The 16,922-nt window shown below is 52.9% G+C and carries 13 protein-coding genes; 8 read left to right on the top strand and 5 right to left on the bottom strand.

Translation table 11 applies throughout. The annotated features are described in order from the left end of the window. Positions 1-46: 46 nt before the first annotated feature. The 3 genes from C2U43_RS20480 to foxA all read left to right on the top strand — a co-directional run bounded on the left by C2U43_RS20480 (position 47) and on the right by foxA (position 4,290). Positions 47-952 carry a LysR substrate-binding domain-containing protein gene (locus C2U43_RS20480; protein ID WP_103285707.1) on the top strand — a complete coding sequence of 302 codons (906 nt, stop codon included), beginning with the start codon at positions 47-49 and terminating at the stop codon, positions 950-952. A 124-nt stretch (positions 953-1,076) separates the two neighbouring features. After that, a complete protein-coding gene (locus tag C2U43_RS20475; RefSeq protein ID WP_103285706.1) occupies positions 1,077-2,060 on the top strand; it encodes a helix-turn-helix transcriptional regulator in 984 nt (327 codons plus the stop codon). Between the two features lie 121 nt (positions 2,061-2,181). Then, positions 2,182-4,290, top strand: coding sequence for a ferrioxamine B receptor FoxA (gene foxA, locus C2U43_RS20470; protein ID WP_103285705.1), 2,109 nt, complete (start codon positions 2,182-2,184; stop codon positions 4,288-4,290). Positions 4,291-4,733: 443 nt separating this feature from the next. On the opposite strand, the gene C2U43_RS20465 is transcribed toward foxA, so the two are convergent. From C2U43_RS20465 to C2U43_RS20450, 4 genes are all read right to left on the bottom strand, one after another. Next, the gene (locus C2U43_RS20465) at positions 4,734-5,243 is read right to left on the bottom strand and encodes a hypothetical protein (RefSeq protein ID WP_233899549.1); all 510 of its coding nucleotides are present in this window, start codon (positions 5,241-5,243) and stop codon (positions 4,734-4,736) included. Between the two features lie 183 nt (positions 5,244-5,426). Further along, positions 5,427-6,521 (bottom strand): 4Fe-4S binding protein, encoded by a 1,095-nt coding sequence (locus tag C2U43_RS20460; protein WP_103285703.1) that lies wholly within the window; start codon positions 6,519-6,521, stop codon positions 5,427-5,429. Between the two features lie 220 nt (positions 6,522-6,741). Then, positions 6,742-8,130, bottom strand: a complete 1,389-nt coding sequence (locus C2U43_RS20455; RefSeq protein ID WP_103285702.1) for a diguanylate cyclase — start codon at positions 8,128-8,130, stop codon at positions 6,742-6,744. 79 nt (positions 8,131-8,209) lie between these two features. Continuing rightward, on the bottom strand, positions 8,210-8,842 hold the full coding sequence (locus tag C2U43_RS20450; protein ID WP_003830900.1) for a LysE family transporter: 633 nt from the start codon (positions 8,840-8,842) through the stop codon (positions 8,210-8,212). A gap of 325 nt (positions 8,843-9,167) precedes the next feature. Here C2U43_RS20450 and yahO point away from each other — a divergent pair, with 325 nt between their 5' ends. Then, entirely contained in the window at positions 9,168-9,443 is a 276-nt protein-coding gene (gene yahO / locus C2U43_RS20445) for a DUF1471 family periplasmic protein YahO (RefSeq protein WP_032942474.1), read from the top strand. A gap of 32 nt (positions 9,444-9,475) precedes the next feature. On the opposite strand, the gene prpR is transcribed toward yahO, so the two are convergent. Further along, positions 9,476-11,086: a propionate catabolism operon regulatory protein PrpR gene (prpR, locus tag C2U43_RS20440; protein WP_057067073.1), complete on the bottom strand. Its 1,611-nt coding sequence runs from the start codon at positions 11,084-11,086 to the stop codon at positions 9,476-9,478. A 253-nt stretch (positions 11,087-11,339) separates the two neighbouring features. Between prpR and prpB the strand changes: the two genes are divergently transcribed. From prpB to prpE, 4 genes are all read left to right on the top strand, one after another. Further along, positions 11,340-12,221 carry a methylisocitrate lyase gene (prpB, locus tag C2U43_RS20435; protein WP_003830903.1) on the top strand — a complete coding sequence of 294 codons (882 nt, stop codon included), beginning with the start codon at positions 11,340-11,342 and terminating at the stop codon, positions 12,219-12,221. A gap of 80 nt (positions 12,222-12,301) precedes the next feature. Then, positions 12,302-13,471, top strand: a complete 1,170-nt coding sequence (gene prpC, locus C2U43_RS20430; protein ID WP_103285701.1) for a bifunctional 2-methylcitrate synthase/citrate synthase — start codon at positions 12,302-12,304, stop codon at positions 13,469-13,471. Positions 13,472-13,511: 40 nt separating this feature from the next. After that, on the top strand, positions 13,512-14,963 hold the full coding sequence (locus C2U43_RS20425) for a bifunctional 2-methylcitrate dehydratase/aconitate hydratase (RefSeq protein WP_032942477.1): 1,452 nt from the start codon (positions 13,512-13,514) through the stop codon (positions 14,961-14,963). 40 nt (positions 14,964-15,003) lie between these two features. Further along, the gene (gene prpE / locus C2U43_RS20420) at positions 15,004-16,890 is read left to right on the top strand and encodes a propionate--CoA ligase (protein WP_103285700.1); all 1,887 of its coding nucleotides are present in this window, start codon (positions 15,004-15,006) and stop codon (positions 16,888-16,890) included. The last annotated feature ends 32 nt before the right edge of the window (positions 16,891-16,922 follow it).

Genomic DNA, 16,922 nt, shown 5'->3' with positions numbered 1-16,922 from the left:
TAAAACTGCGCTCTACTGTGAGTAAAACTCAACATAGAAGCTGAGAATGACGCTACCTCCGTTGTATGCCCTGAGGGCTTTTGAAGCCGCAGCCCGTCTGGGATCGTTCAGTAAAGCCGCTATTCAACTTAACGTGACGCCGGGCGCGGTAAGCCGTCATATTCGCACGCTGGAGGCATGGTTTGGTTGCGAGCTATTTGTCCGCAGCGGCCCGCGTATCGAGATAACGCCTTCTGGCCAAGGGCTGGCGCAGCAGTTGACGGCTGGGTTTCAGAGTCTGGAACACGCGTGTCATGCCTTTCGCAGCAGCAGTCATGAGCTACGGCTGAAAGCGCCGTCTACGTTGACGATGCGCTGGCTTCTGGACGTGCTGCGTCATTTCCGTGAAGCGCATCCGACCCCGGTTGTCGAAATTTCCAGCGTCTGGATGGATACCGATTCGGTATCCTTCGGTCGTGAACCGTATGACTGTGCGATCCTGTTAGGGAATGGCCATTTTGGTGACGACACCGACAGCCGGTTGCTGTTTCAGGAGTGGCTTATCCCGGTGTGCTCACCCGCACTGCTGGTGCAGGCGCAGCGCGATCTTTCTGCCTGTGAACTGATTCATCCCTCAGCGGATCGCCGTGACTGGCGTCGGTGGCTGCAACGCACCGGGAAGTTTCCGGCGTTGAATCTTGCGCGGGGCAAAGTGTTCGACACCCTGGAGCAGGGCAGTCTTGCCGCGATGAGCGGTCATGGCGTGTCCGTTGCCGACCTGCTGTTAAGCCTGGCGGCCATTCAGGCAGGGATGTTGGCGTTACCGTTTAAAGATGCGGTAGCGACTGGCGAGGGCTATTACCTTGTCTGGCCAAAGACTTCAACACGGCTTAGAAATATTGAGCTGCTGTATCGCTGGTTAAAAGAGGCTGCGCCGTGTGTCTCCTCGGCAGAACTAAACTGGCTGGATTAAGCTGTTTATTCTGCTAATCACTCATATTGATAATGGTTCTCATTATTATTGTCGTATTGCGCAGGTAATGGTAATGTTGCTTCAGTTATAAACCGTTAATCCCATTTCCTGTGCAGAAGACAGCATGAACAATACCACCGCCCTGAATGCCTCCGGACGCGTCGCTCGCACTTTCTCCGTCAGCGAGTTTATGGATTTTGGTGAGCGCTACGGGATCGATTACCGCTTTCCCCAGTTGGCACAAAGGCCGGATTTACCGTCTGGCAGCCCTGTTCTGCAAGGTGAAATTGAGGAGATGACTCTCCCATGTGGGATGTGCGTGACGCACTCCGATGTACAGGTATTGCAACCCTACGAAACCACCTCTCGTCACGACAGCCCTTTGTATATGCTGGTGGTACTGGAAGGCTGCGTGATCCTGACGCTTAACGGACAGGAGCACGTGGTGCGCTCCGGCATGGCGTTTAGCTCACGCCTGAGTGAGCACCAGACGATGCGTGCCCGTCATCATGCTGATTGTAAACTGCGGACATTATCGCTCGGTTTGTATCCCGACGGCGCGTGTCGCACGGGGTTGCTCGAATCGTTGATGCGTGAGTGGGAAAGATGCCAGACGCCGACGCTTATCTGGCAGGTGCCGGGGTTTTTACTCAGCGGACTGCAGTACGCGCAGCAGAGCACAATTAGCCATGTTTCTCGTCAGCTGATGTTGGAAGGGCTGATATTACAACTGTTTGGTCATGGCCTCAGCGTGTGTCAGGTCGAGAGCGGTAAACGTCTTGCGGCGAGCGGTGAGCAGCAGCGGCTGGAGGTCGTTCGCCGACTGCTGGAGCAAAATCCCGAAAATGACTACACCCTTAATGAACTGGCCCAACGCGCAGCGATGAGTCCCAGCAGCCTGCGCAGTAAGTTTCGCGCAGCCTATGGCTGTTCGGTGTTCGACTACCTGCGCGATTGCCGTCTGGAACGTGCACGCGGCTATCTACTGGAAGGATATAGCGTACAGCAGGCGGCCTGGATGTCGGGTTATCAGCACGCCACCAACTTTTCTACCGCTTTTCGCCGCCGTTACGGCTTTTCACCCGGTGATTTGCTCAAACTTTGCTAATCCATATTTGCGTTTTACGCACGTGATTTCCTGACAATTTGGCACTGCGCATAGGCAACCTGGCATCCGGCATAGCTATCTCCGTCAGCAAAAAGGTAATAATTCTCACTTACAATTAGACATGCCTTTGGAGATATTCATGTTCGCGAAGACTCGCTTGGCGCTGCTGGTGGGATGGGTTACCGGCAGCGTGGCTTTTCCTCTGCTGGCGCAGGAAACAACAAAAAACGATACGGTGGTTGTCACCTCGCAGATGCAGAGCGGGGCCACGAAGCTTGCCACGCCGGATATTGAAACGCCGCAGTCGGTATCGATCGTTACCCGTGAACAGTTTGAAGAGCAGGGCGCAACCAGCGTGCGCCAGGCCGTCAGCTATACGCCGGGGGTGTACAGCAATCAGATTGGCGCCTCCAACCGCTTTGACTACATCGTGCTGCGTGGCTTTTCTGACGGTAGCCTGGATAACGTCTATCTCGATGGTCTGAAGATGATGGGCGACACCAACTCACACAGCTCGCTGGTGGTCGATCCGTGGTTCCTCGAAGATATCGAAGTCGTACGTGGCCCGGCTTCCGTACTGTATGGCCGTTCCTCCCCGGGTGGCATTGTGGCGCTGACCTCACGTAAGCCGTCGTTTGATGCGGGCGGTGAGGTGAAGCTGTTTGCCGGCAACAATAACCAGCGCGGCGCGGCGTTTGACGTCACCGGGGCACTGGATGATAACGATCGCGTGGCGGCGCGACTGAGCGGGATGACGCGTTACGCGGACTCGCAGTTTGGTCCATTGAAGGAAGAGCGTTACGCGCTGATGCCCAGCCTGACTTGGCGTATCACCGACCAGACGCGTCTGGATCTGATGGCCTATCTGCACCGCGACCCGGAAGGCGGTAGCCACTCCGGTCTGCCGTATGACGGCACCGTGGTTCCGCATTACGGGCAAAAGATCTCCAACACCTTTTACGAAGGCGAGGATGATTACGACAAATACGATCGCCGTGAAAACATGGTGGGCTACAACATTGAGCATATGTTTGATAGCGGTTGGTCGGTGCGGCAAAAGCTGCGCTATCTGCATACCGACGTTGAGCTGAATCAGGTGTATGCGGCGGGCTGGCTGAATGAAACCGAGCTTAATCGCGGTTACTCCGGCTCCGATGAAAAAATGTCGGCGATTACGCTGGATAACCAGCTCGACGGCAGCTTTGATACCTGGCAGGTAAACCACCGTCTGCTGGTGGGGATCGACTATCAGGATCGCAGTAACAATACTACCGGTTACTACGGCGCTTTCCCGCCGATTGACGCTTTTAATCCAGTGTACGGCGCGAAGCCTGATTACATCGACATGTATGCGCGTGAGAAACACAAGCTGCGCCAGACGGGTTACTATTTGCAGGATCAGATGTCATGGGATCGCTGGCGTATTACGCTCGGTGGTCGCTACGATCAGGTCAGCGTTTCTAACATTGATAAGATCAAGGATACTCGCAGCGATCTGGATAAAAACAACTTCAGTACCCGTGCCGCGCTGCTCTATTTATTCGATAACGGCTTTGCGCCGTACGTGAGTTATTCCACTGCCTTTACGCCAACCAGTTTTGCCGATGAGAACGGCAATCTGCTGGATCCGATGAAAGGCAAGCAGTGGGAAGCCGGGCTGAAATATGAGCCGGAAGGACTCAACAGCCAGTTCAGCGCATCGGTATTCCGTATCAATCAGACGAATATAGCCACCAAAGAAGAGCCGACCGATCCGTACCGCTCGATTGGGGAAATTGAATCTGAAGGGGTGGAGCTGGAGGCAATTAGCCAACTGACGGATAGCTTCCGTTTGCAGGCGGCGTATACCTATACCGACATTCGCTATAAGAAAAGCAGCCCGGAAGAGCAGGGCAAGCGAGCAGTGTACGCCCCGCGTAACCAGGCCAGTACCTGGCTGAGCTACGATGTGAAAAGCGGTCCGCTGGACGGCCTGACGTTGGGTTCAGGTGTGCGCTACGTTAACGGTATTACCAGCGATCGCCTGAATACTCACACCCTGCCGTCCTACACACTGGTGGATATGGTGATTGGTTACGACTTAACGAATATCGGCATTAAAGGGTTGAGCGCGCAGTTGAACGTTAACAACCTGACCGACAAGCGCTACGTTGCAGCCTGTAACTTGCTCTCATACTGCTACTTCGGCGCCGAGCGCAGCATTGTCGGCAGTGTGTCCTGGAAATTCTGATGTTTTAGCCGGATGCGGCGCTGGCGCCTTATCCGGCCTACGGCAGCGTGTAAATCGTAGACCTGATAAGCACAGCGCATCAGGCATAGTGATTGTGGTTCTTGTGTAAAACCGTTCTGCAGACAAATCTGCGCGCTGGCGCCTTATCCGGCCTACGGTAGCGTGCAAATCGTAGGTCTGATAAGCGCAGCGCATCAGGCTTTGTGATTACGGCTATTGTGTAAAACCGTTCTGCATACAAATCTGCACGCTGGCGCCTTATCCGGCCTACGGTAGCGTGTAAATCGTAGGTCTGATAAGCACAGCGCGTCAGGCATTGTGATTGCGGCTATTGTGTAAAACCGTTTTGCAGACAAATCTGCGCGCTGGCGCCTTATCCGGCCTACGGCAGCGTGCAAATTGTAGGCCTGATAAGCGCAGCGCATCAGGCATAGTGATTGCGGCTATTGTGTAAAACCGTTCTGCAGACAAATCTGCGTGCTGGTTCTCAGCGTAAAGGCGACTTTGTCTGGGTACTGGCTGTAATAGTTATGCTCTTCTTCCAGCCCTTTTGCCTGCGCCAGACGTACCGTTTCCAGCGAGCAGGTACGGTAGATCAGGTCTTTATTCATATTGGTCTGCTTTTCGCGCTGTTTATCTGCGGACAGCGCCAGCCAGCTTTCGGACAGTGAGTAATCGTAGACCACCCGATTTCCTTTCGCCTGCACGTTCTCAATGGTAATAAATTCGTCGATTTTCAGTCTTGGCTGCCCGCGCATTTTTTTCTTATCTTCTGCGGCGGCATATTGGGCCAGCGCATGAATATCCATACTGGCTATTTTCTGTTTATAAGCATCTACATAAGCGGTAGGTTGCTGATAATGCTGAGCGTAAGCGTTTCTTAATTCCCCGTCATTCATCGTACAACCTGCCATAAACAGAGGTAATAGCAGTGCCAGTTTTATTTTAGTCATGATGTTATCCCGTTCATTATTTTGATCCCAGTCGCCCATAACAAAATAGAAAAATTATTACAGATGATATTTAAGGTTGTATAAACGAGAGCGCGATGGCACAAGTTCAATTGTCTTAAAATGGCAGGACAGGCGGGAAACCCTGCCAGAATTGGCAGGGTTTTGAACATACTGATAAAAAAATTAATGGCCGATCATCTTTGCCTTCGGGATCAGCTGGAAATACATATGATCGGGCACTGGCGTATCCCAGACATTGGCATAAACGGCATAACCAATGGTGGCAAACAGAATGCCAAGCACCAGTAGCGTCATGGCAACACCTGATAGCGTCCTCTGTCGCCATAACGGTTTACCGTTGTCTTGCGCCCCTGGTGGTGTTTGCAGTGAGAAGCTCAGCGTTGAGGCCACTGGGCAGGATTCAACGCAGGTCATGCAACCAGTGCATTCCACGGTACGCACCTGAATCAGTTTGTCGACCGGGATATTCGACGGGCAGTTTTTCGCGCATTTTCCGCAGTCGATGCAGCTGTCTGCGTTACGGCGGATTTTAAACGGCGAGAGCAGCGAGAACAGACCGAGCAGCGCACCATAAGGGCACAGATAGCGGCACCAGGCATTGCGAATAAACAGGCTCAGGACGCTGATAACGACAACAAAGATAAGCGTAGCGGAGCCAATATGGCGAAAGAAATCGAGCATCTTCACGTCGATAATCATGCCATAGGCCGACATTAGAAAATACTGAATCCCCTGCGCAGGCATCGACAGGGCGATATACAAAAAGAAACTCAGCAGCAAATACTTCAGACTGAGCAGCGGGATATCCAGCCAGCGCGGCAGCGTGAAGTTGCGACCAAATACTTTTTTCCCCAGATTGCCGAGCAGTTCGGACAGCATGCCCACCGGGCATAACCACGAACAGAAGGCTTTTTTTAACAACAGACTAATCAGGATAAACGCAACTAACAGCAGCATGGAGGCGGCATGGATAGGCGGAAGAAAACCAGTCTCCAGCGTATAGCGGATATTCATCAAACCCGCGATTGGTAGCCATCCCTCAATACCACCTGGCCTTGGAATATAGACGCTGGTGCCGGCGGTTTCGAAATAGCGGACCCAGTAATAGAACGTTACGCCAATATAAATATTAATAGCCAGCAGGAGAAACTGGGTGGCTTTTCGCCAGCTGCTGGCGTTGCGCCAGTCATTCCACGGCAGTTTGCCTCCGATCGTGCCTGGACGGCGCTGCCAGCGTGTTCTCTTCTTCCCGTTCATGATTTTATACTATCCCTCATATTTCCCCTTCTGCATTCAGAAGGCGTCATCACCGGGATATGCTAGCGCTATTCAGATTTGGTGTATTTGATTTGCATCTTATTACGTGGCTGTTATTTTCATCATGTCAATATGCCTGAATAAAAATAACAGCTCGGTATTTATCGCCGATCAGATAAATACCCTGAACGGGGTATTTATTTCTCTGTGGCGGAGAAGGTTATTCCTGATATACCTCTATGCGATCGCGGCCATTACTTTTCGCCAGATAAAGCGCGCGATCGGCTTTATCAACCAACTGTTTATAGTCGGGATGATAGTCATATTCGGCGATGCCAATGCTGACGGTAATAGAAAATGATTCTGCCGCCGATGCCGCCATGCACATCCCGGCAATCTTCATACGCAGCGTTTCGAGGATAATACTGGCCTGCGACTTGTCTGACTCGACGAGCAGGATCATAAATTCTTCACCACCATAGCGAAACACGTAATCGCTGCTACGGATATGATCATAAATGACCGCTGCGACGTTTTTGAGCGTCATATCACCAGTATTATGCCCATAGTTGTCGTTAATTTGCTTAAAGTAGTCGATATCCAGCATCGCCAGGGTGAAGGGCTTCCGCGCATGTAACGCTAACGAAATCTCACGCCGCATGATGGTTGGAATAAAGCGGCGGTTAAGTAACTGGGTCAGCGAGTCTTTACCATTTTCCTGTTTAACCAGTGCGTCAAACATTGAGGCGAGCAGGAAATGGATTTTTGCCGATAGCTGGCGGACATCCTGCAACAGGCTCATCCTCTCAGGTTCTGTTGGCTGATGCTGATGCGAAAAGGTGGTCGTCATGCGGTTGTCGATCTCTGCTATCAGCGATTCCATTTCTTTCAACAGATTGCTGTTGCCGAGAATGTGTTTTCCTTTATGTGAGAACCACATACCAAAATCAGAATTCGCCAGAAATACCATCTCACCGAAAGGCATACCGATGGCGATGTTATAGATAAACTGATTTTCCCAGTCGGTAAATGAGCGAATTTGCCGTTCGCGCTCGACGTTAACGTCATCGTAAATGGTCTGCAGGCGATACTGCTCCTGCGTATGCAGAGAGTTTTGGTGGCTTGGGGAATAGGAGACGGTCATGGCCTCCAGCGCAGTATCCATTGCCAGGCTGCTGAAACAGATAGCATTGCTCAACAGGGAAGACGAGTCGTCAGCTTTGGTTTTCAATACCCGATACAGCTCATCCTTGAGCTTACGCGCGCCGCGGTTTACCAGATCGATGGGCAGGCCGATACGGGCATGCACCACGCCAATTTCTCGCTGTTTGGCCAGCAGTTGCGGTAGATCTTCGTGCGCGCTGCCAAGCACGCTGCGTAACCAGTCAAACATACTGCCGCTGAGGCGGGTACTGACCTGTTCTGTATTGAGGAACAATGCGCTCTGGGCATGGGAGAGCATATAGTCATAAAAAACGGTCACTAAATGGCGGATCTCTTCATCGCTTAACGATGTGAGGAGCGTGTGAACGTCAGGCGATGTTTGTCGTATCAGCGCCTGCCATTCTGTAAGGAGTAATGTGTCGTTTACCGGTTCAACCTGTTCCATCTCACTGCCACTCAACCTGCGATTAAAAATTCAGGCGGTATTACGGACAATTACCTCACAATGGTCAAGTTAAACTCTCTTATCGATGGCTAATACCTTCATAAATAAGTCTTAGCGCGAAAACACCTATTATTGCGCCAATCACCCGGCTGGCAACGCGTTGGATGCGACCATACGCCCGTCGCACGGCAGGCAAAGAAAATGCCTGGCTGAGAAAAATACGCCAGATAACGGAAGACAACACAATGCCTGCCCAGGCCATCAGTCTGGCCCACGTAGGCGTGTCTGCGCTTAAGGTGACCGAGAAGATACTAATAAAAAACAGTACGGTTTGCGGATTTGATAAATCCGTTAGTAATCCACGGCGGAAAAACACATACCAGGGAGCGGAAAGCGGTTGCTGTAGAGTGGGCATTTGCGGCGTGGCCTGATGGCGGATGCTGTTCCAGGCAAACCACAGCAGATAGGCGCCGCCGACAATCTTAATCAATGAAAATATCTCTTCACACTGGGTGATTAGCGTTGCCATACCAAAAAGCCCAAGGCCGGAGTAAAACGCATCACCCAAGGCAACACCCAGACCGGTCATCACACCTGCGCGTCGTCCGGATGCCAGGCTAGTTTGTACTACCACGAACAGATTTGCGCCGGGGTTAAAAAAGGTTAAAACAAACAGGCTGACGGTGAGTACAACGGCGTGCAAAGGTTCCATAGACAACATTTCCATTAGTAAGCGCTTAAGTGACAGCTAACACTATAATTTTAGTGTGTTCATCATTCTGCGTATTCACTCACACTGCGCAGTGAAACGCGCTGAGATTTGCAAATGACTTCATAGACTATTTTGTGCAAGCCTGGCGCGTCAGATAACGCGACGGCACAGGTTTTCTGTTATCAACGATTCGCAAAATCTCTTTATATTTCCGCCTGCTCTGGATCTTTTTGCCAGGCTGAACTACTTATTAATCATCCTTGACTCGCATGTCGAATGTTCAGGGGTCGATGATGGCATATATAACAAAATCTGGAGCTTTTATATGAAAACTGGAATTAAAGTACTTATTGGTGCGTTAGCTTTTGTTGTGACCAACGCGTACGCCGCGGAATTTATGACGAAGGTTGAGTTTGAAAAGGTTGAGTCTCAGTATACAAAAATCGGTGATATTTCAACGAGTAATGAAGTCTCTACTTCGGATGCTAAAGAAGACCTTCTGAAGAAAGCTGAAGAGAAAGGTGCTGACGTGGTGGTATTAACCTCCGGCCAAACGGATAACAAAATCCATGGCACAGCGAATATTTACAAGAAAAAATAACGCGCTACTGTAAAAGACACGATACCCGCCGGTCATTGTACCGGCGGTTTTTCTTTTAGCCTGCGCCAGAACGTGGTTCTGCTAATTCCGAGATACCGCGCGGCGGCAGTTTTGTCACCATCAAATTGTGCCAACACCTGTTGCGGCGTCAGCAATGACGATGCTTGCGGTGAGTCTGCAACAATGGCCAGTTCCGGTAACAGCTGTTGTAAAAAATCCACATTCAGCTCTGGCTGCGGCTCGACGCTTAAAAACAGTGCCAGGCGCTCCATCATATTACGCAGTTCGCGGATATTCCCCGGCCAGCCATAATTAAGCAACGTCGGCTGACTTAACCCCAGCCCCTTGCGAACAGGCTCAGAAAACGGCACGTCCAGTTCCGCCAGCGACTGTTTTAAAAAGCCTTCCGCCAGTGGCAGGATATCGGGCAACCGTTCGCGCAGCGGCGGCAGCTTAAGGCGTAAAATGCTCAACCGATAAAACAGATCGGTACGAAATTCCCCCTGCTTCATCTCCTGTTCCAGATTACAGTGCGTGGCGCTAATCACCCGGACATCGACCGGAATCGGCTGATGTCCACCGACCCGGGTAACCTCTTTTTCTTCCAGCACACGCAGCAGTCGGGTTTGTAACGGCAGCGGCATCTCGCCTATCTCGTCAAGAAACAGGGTTCCGCCGTGAGCGATTTCAAACAGGCCCGCGCGTCCCCCTCGGCGAGAGCCGGTAAAGGCGCCATCCTCATAGCCGAACAGCTCCGCTTCCAGCAATGACTCGGTGATTGCCCCGCAGTTGACGGCAACAAACGGCGGTGAGGGTTTACCGCGCCGATTCTCCTGACGGGTGAAAAACTCACGGTGAATGGCCTGTGCGGCCAGCTCTTTACCCGTTCCTGTTTCGCCCTGAATGAGGACCGGCGCACGCGAACGGGCGTACAGCATAATGGTGTGCCGTACCTGTTCCATCTGCGCAGAGTGACCGCGCATATCTCCGAGCGCGTAGCGAGTGCGCAACGTATCGCCAGAGGCGTACTGACCGTTTCTGCGTAATGTCAAGCGGGTCATATCCAACGCATCGACAAAGGCCTGGCGCACGGTGGCTGCCGAATAGATAAAGATGCCGGTCATGCCTGCTTCTTCTGCCAGATCGGTAATCAACCCCGCACCAACTACCGCTTGTGTACCGCCAGCCTTCAGCTCGTTGATTTGCCCACGAGCATCTTCCTCGGTGATATAGCTGCGCTGTTCAAGCTGCAAATTGAAGGTTTTTTGAAACGCGAGAAGCGCCGGGAGGGGTTCCTGATAGGTAATGATGCCAATTGACGAGGTGAGTTTTCCCGCTTTTGCCAGCGCCTGTAGCACGTCGAATCCGCTGGGTTTAATCAGGATCACCGGAATAGACAAACGGCTTTTCAGATATGCGCCGTTGGAGCCTGCCGCAATGATGGCATCGCAACGCTCGGTGGCCAGCTTCTTACGGATATAGGCCACCGCTTTTTCGAAACCAAGCTGAATGGGGGTGATGGTCGCCAGATGGTCGAACTCCAGACTGATGTCGCGAAACAGTTCAAACAGGCGGGTGACCGAGACTGTCCAGATAACCGGTTTATCGTCGTTCACTCGCGGCGGTAGATGCGTATCTGCCATAACTAACCCCAAAAATTAAGGAACCGAGTAGTAGGGTTTAGTTGTGTTTCATAAATGTTGCAATGAAACGTGAAGGAACGTTTCATGAAACGATAGCTGACACGCTTTTGTGCAACAAAAATAGAAACATTGGATTTAATCTGTTGTTTTAAAAGATAAAAAATTAAATCGAAGAGAAAATAAGCTCCCTGGCATACCCCTTGCTTTAGAAATATCAACGAACGATAACAAGTTGATAACAAGAGGACGGGATATGTCTCTACACTCCCCAGGGCTGGCGTTTCGCGCTGCGCTCACTAAAGAAAACCCATTACAAATCGTTGGCACCATCAACGCCAACCACGCTCTGCTGGCTCAACGTGCTGGGTATCAAGCGATTTATCTCTCCGGCGGCGGTGTCGCTGCGGGGTCGCTGGGTCTGCCGGATCTCGGCATTTCTACCCTTGATGATGTGCTGACTGATATTCGTCGCATTACGGATGTTTGCCCGCTGCCATTGCTGGTGGATGCGGATATTGGTTTTGGATCGTCTGCATTCAACGTGGCGCGTACCGTCAAGTCGATTTCCAAAGCGGGTGCTGCTGCGCTGCATATTGAAGATCAGATCGGCGCCAAGCGCTGCGGTCATCGCCCGAACAAGGCGATCGTCTCGAAAGAAGAGATGGTCGACAGGATCCGCGCAGCCGTTGATGCGCGCACCGATCCCAACTTTGTGATTATGGCGCGGACCGATGCGCTGGCGGTGGAAGGGCTAGAGGCTGCCATCGATCGTGCCCAGGCGTATGTCGAAGCGGGCGCTGACATGCTGTTTCCGGAAGCCATTACCGAACTTGCGATGTACCGCCAGTTTGCCGATGCGGTACAGGTACCAATTCTCGCCAACATTACTGAATTTGGCGCCACACCGCTGTTTACCACCGATGAACTGCGCAGCGCGAACGTTGCGATGGCGCTATACCCGCTGTCAGCTTTCCGCGCCATGAACCGCGCGGCGGAGAAGGTTTACAACGTGCTGCGTCAGGAAGGTACGCAAAAGAACGTTATCGACATTATGCAGACGCGCAACGAGCTGTATGAAAGCATCAATTACTACCAGTTCGAAGAGAAACTCGACGCGTTGTACACAAAAAAGTAACCGTCGTAGGCCGGATAAGGCGTAGCCGCCATCCGGCAATAAATTAGTACCCTACATATTACAATAATGACGAGGACAACATGAGCGACACAACGATCCTGCAAAATAGTACCCATGTCATTAAACCCAAAAAATCGGTTGCGCTGTCAGGCGTCGCTGCCGGAAATACTGCCTTATGTACCGTGGGTAAAAGCGGTAACGATCTGCACTATCGTGGCTACGATATTCTTGACCTGGCGCAACAGTGTGAATTTGAAGAAGTTGCGCATCTGCTGATTCACGGGAAATTACCCACCCGCGATGAGCTCATCGCCTATAAAAGCAAACTGAAAGCGCTGCGCGGATTGCCCGCTAACGTGCGTACCGTACTGGAAGCGCTGCCTGCCGCCTCGCATCCGATGGACGTGATGCGCACTGGTGTTTCCGCGCTGGGTTGTACGCTGCCGGAAAAAGAAGGACATACCGTCTCCGGCGCACGCGATATTGCCGACAAACTGCTGGCTTCGCTCAGTTCTATCCTCCTGTACTGGTATCACTACAGCCATAACGGCGAGCGCATTCAGCCGGAAACCGACGATGATTCTATTGGCGGTCACTTCTTGCATTTGCTGCATGGTGAAAAGCCATCACAAAGCTGGGAAAAGGCGATGCACATTTCGCTGGTGCTGTACGCCGAGCACGAATTTAACGCTTCCACCTTCACGGGGCGTGTGATTGCGGGAACTGGCTCTGATATGTACTCCGCGATTATCGGTGCGATTGGCGCACTGCGTGGGCCGAAACACGGCGGCGCGAATGAAGTGTCGCTGGAAATTCAGCAGCGCTACGAAACGCCGGATGAAGCCGAAGCGGATATCCGTAAACGCGTTGAAAACAAAGAAGTGGTGATTGGCTTTGGTCACCCGGTTTACACCATCGCCGACCCGCGCCATCAGGTGATCAAGCGTGTGGCGAAACAGCTTTCTCAGGAGGGCGGTTCGCTGAAAATGTACAACATTGCCGACCGTCTGGAAGAGGTGATGTGGGAAACGAAAAAGATGTTCCCTAACCTCGACTGGTTCTCGGCAGTCTCTTACAACATGATGGGCGTCCCCACTGAAATGTTCACACCGCTGTTCGTTATCGCCCGCGTCACCGGCTGGGCGGCGCACATCATCGAACAGCGCCAGGACAACAAAATTATCCGTCCTTCCGCCAACTATACCGGCCCGGAAGATCGCGAATTTGTCCCGATTGAAAAACGTTGCTAATGCAAAACCTCTAAAGATAAAAAAACAGGAAATGTACCCTATGTCTGCACATATTTCGAACGTCCGCCCTGAATTTGACCGTGAAATCGTTGATATCGTTGATTATGTCATGAACTACGAGATCACCTCGAAGGTGGCGTATGACACCGCGCATTATTGCCTGCTTGATACCCTTGGCTGTGGCCTGGAAGCGTTGGAATATCCGGCCTGTAAAAAACTGCTGGGGCCGGTTGTACCGGGTACCGTCGTCCCGAACGGTGTGCGCGTACCTGGTACCCAGTTCCAGCTCGATCCGGTGCAGGCGGCGTTTAACATCGGTGCGATGATCCGCTGGCTGGACTTTAACGACACGTGGCTGGCCGCAGAATGGGGTCATCCTTCCGATAACCTCGGCGGTATTCTGGCGACGGCTGACTGGCTGTCGCGCAATGCGGTGGCGGTGGGTAAAGCGCCGTTAACCATGAAAAAAGTGTTAACCGGAATGATTAAAGCCCATGAAATTCAGGGCTGTATCGCGCTGGAAAACTCCTTCAACCGCGTCGGTCTGGATCACGTCCTGCTGGTAAAAGTCGCTTCCACGGCGGTGGTTGCCGAGATGCTCGGCCTTAACCGGGATGAAATTCTCAACGCCGTCTCGCTGGCGTGGGTCGACGGTCAGTCGCTGCGTACCTATCGTCATGCGCCGAATACCGGCACGCGTAAATCCTGGGCGGCTGGCGATGCCACCTCACGTGCTGTACGTCTGGCGCTGATGGCGAAAACCGGTGAAATGGGATATCCATCTGCACTGACGGCGAAAACCTGGGGCTTCTATGATGTCTCTTTCAAAGGCGAATCTTTCCGCTTCCAGCGCCCGTACGGTTCGTACGTGATGGAAAACGTGTTGTTTAAAATTTCCTTCCCGGCAGAGTTCCACTCGCAGACCGCGGTAGAAGCGGCGATGACGCTGTACGAGCAGTTACAGGCCGCAGGTAAGACCGCTGCCGATATCGAAAAAGTGACCATTCGTACGCACGAAGCCTGTATTCGCATCATCGATAAAAAAGGCCCGCTGAATAACCCGGCGGATCGTGACCACTGCATCCAGTACATGGTGGCTATCCCGCTGCTGTTCGGACGCTTAACGGCGGCAGATTACGAAGACGGCGTGGCGCAGGATAAACGCATTGACGCCCTGCGTGAAAAGATTAACTGCTTCGAAGATCCGACCTTTACTGCCGATTACCACGACCCTGAAAAACGCGCCATCGCGAATGCCATCACGCTTGAATTCACCGACGGCTCACGCTTTGAAGAAGTGGTAGTGGAATACCCAATCGGCCACGCGCGCCGTCGTAACGACGGTATGCCGAAGCTGGTCGAGAAGTTCAAAATTAACCTGGCGCGTCAGTTCCCGACCCGTCAGCAGCAGCGCATCCTGGATGTCTCCCTGGACAGAACTCGCCTGGAGCAGATGCCGGTCAATGAGTATATGGACCTTTATGTAATCTAAACCTGCGCGCGGCAAGGCGTAAGTTCAACAGGAGAGCATTATGTCTTATAGCGAGTTTTATCAACGTTCTATTACGCAGCCGGAGTCGTTCTGGGCCGAGCAGGCCCAGCGTATTGACTGGCAGCAGCCGTATACGCAGGTACTGGACCACAGTAATCCGCCGTTTGCCCGCTGGTTTTGCGGTGGTACGACCAATCTGTGCCACAACGCCATTGACCGCTGGCTGGAGAAACAGCCTGACGCGTTGGCGCTGATTGCCGTTTCTTCAGAAACTGAAGAAGAACGCACGTTTACCTTTCGTCAGCTGTATGACGAAGTGAACGTCGCGGCGGCGATGTTGTTGTCGCTGGGCGTACAGCGTGGCGATCGGGTACTGGTTTATATGCCGATGATCGCCGAGGCGCACATTACGCTGCTGGCCTGCGCACGTATAGGGGTGATCCATTCGGTGGTGTTCGGTGGTTTCGCCTCGCACAGCGTAGCGGCGCGTATCGATGACGCCCGACCGGTGGTTATCGTGTCGGCGGATGCCGGGGCGCGCGGCGGTAAAGTCCTGCCGTATAAAAAGCTGCTCGATGATGCGATCGATCAGGCGCAGCATCAGCCGCGTCATGTGGTATTAGTCGATCGCGGTCTGGCGAAAATGGCGCGGGTAGAGGGGCGAGACCTCGACTTTGCCACGCTGCGCCAGCAGCATCTCGGCGCGCGGGTACCGGTTGCCTGGCTGGAGTCGAACGAAACGTCCTGCATTCTCTACACCTCCGGGACAACCGGTAAACCGAAAGGCGTCCAGCGCGACGTTGGCGGCTACGCGGTCGCGCTGGCGACCTCGATGGACACTATTTTCGGCGGCAAGGCAGGCGGCGTGTTCTTCTGCGCGTCGGATATCGGCTGGGTAGTTGGGCATTCGTATATCGTGTATGCCCCACTACTGGCGGGGATGGCGACAGTGGTTTACGAAGGGTTGCCAACGTATCCAGACTGTGGCGTATGGTGGAAAATTGTTGAGAAGTATCAGGTCAGCCGGATGTTCTCCGCCCCAACCGCCATCCGCGTGCTGAAGAAATTCCCGACCGCGCAAATCCGCAATCACGATCTCTCCTCGCTGGAGGTGCTGTATCTGGCGGGTGAGCCGCTGGATGAACCGACCGCCAGTTGGGTAACGGAAACGCTGGGCGTCCCGGTTATCGACAACTACTGGCAGACTGAATCCGGTTGGCCGATTATGGCGATCGCTCGCGGGCTGGACGACCGCCCGTCGCGGCTGGGTAGCCCAGGCGTGCCGATGTACGGATATAACGTGCAGTTGCTCAATGAGGTGACCGGTGAGCCCTGCGAAGCGAATGAAAAGGGCATGCTGGTGATTGAAGGGCCGCTGCCGCCGGGCTGTATCCAGACTATCTGGGGTGATGACGCGCGGTTTGTGAATACCTACTGGTCGCTGTTTTCTCGTCAGGTGTACGCCACCTTTGACTGGGGTATTCGCGATGCGGACGGCTATTACTTCATCCTTGGCCGTACGGATGATGTCATCAACGTGGCCGGGCATCGGTTGGGGACGCGTGAGATAGAGGAGAGTATTTCCAGCTATCCGAACGTTGCCGAAGTGGCTGTGGTCGGCGTGAAGGACGCACTGAAGGGGCAGGTAGCGGTCGCGTTTGTCATTCCGAAACAGAGCGACAGCCTTGAAGATCGCGACATCGCACATTCGGAAGAGAAGGCGATTATGGCGTTGGTGGACAGTCAGATTGGTAATTTTGGCCGCCCGGCGCACGTCTGGTTTGTGTCGCAGTTGCCGAAAACGCGCTCTGGCAAAATGCTCAGACGGACGATCCAGGCGATCTGTGAAGGCCGCGATCCTGGCGATCTAACGACCATTGACGATCCCGCGTCGTTGCAGCAAATCCGTCAGGCGATCGAAGAGTAACATCGTGTGATGCCCGGTGGCGCAATGCTTAC

This window comes from Citrobacter freundii complex sp. CFNIH9, from assembly GCF_002903305.1.
In the GTDB taxonomy this organism is placed as follows: Bacteria; Pseudomonadota; Gammaproteobacteria; order Enterobacterales; family Enterobacteriaceae; genus Citrobacter; species Citrobacter portucalensis.
This window is presented reverse-complemented; position numbering and strand designations above follow the sequence as displayed.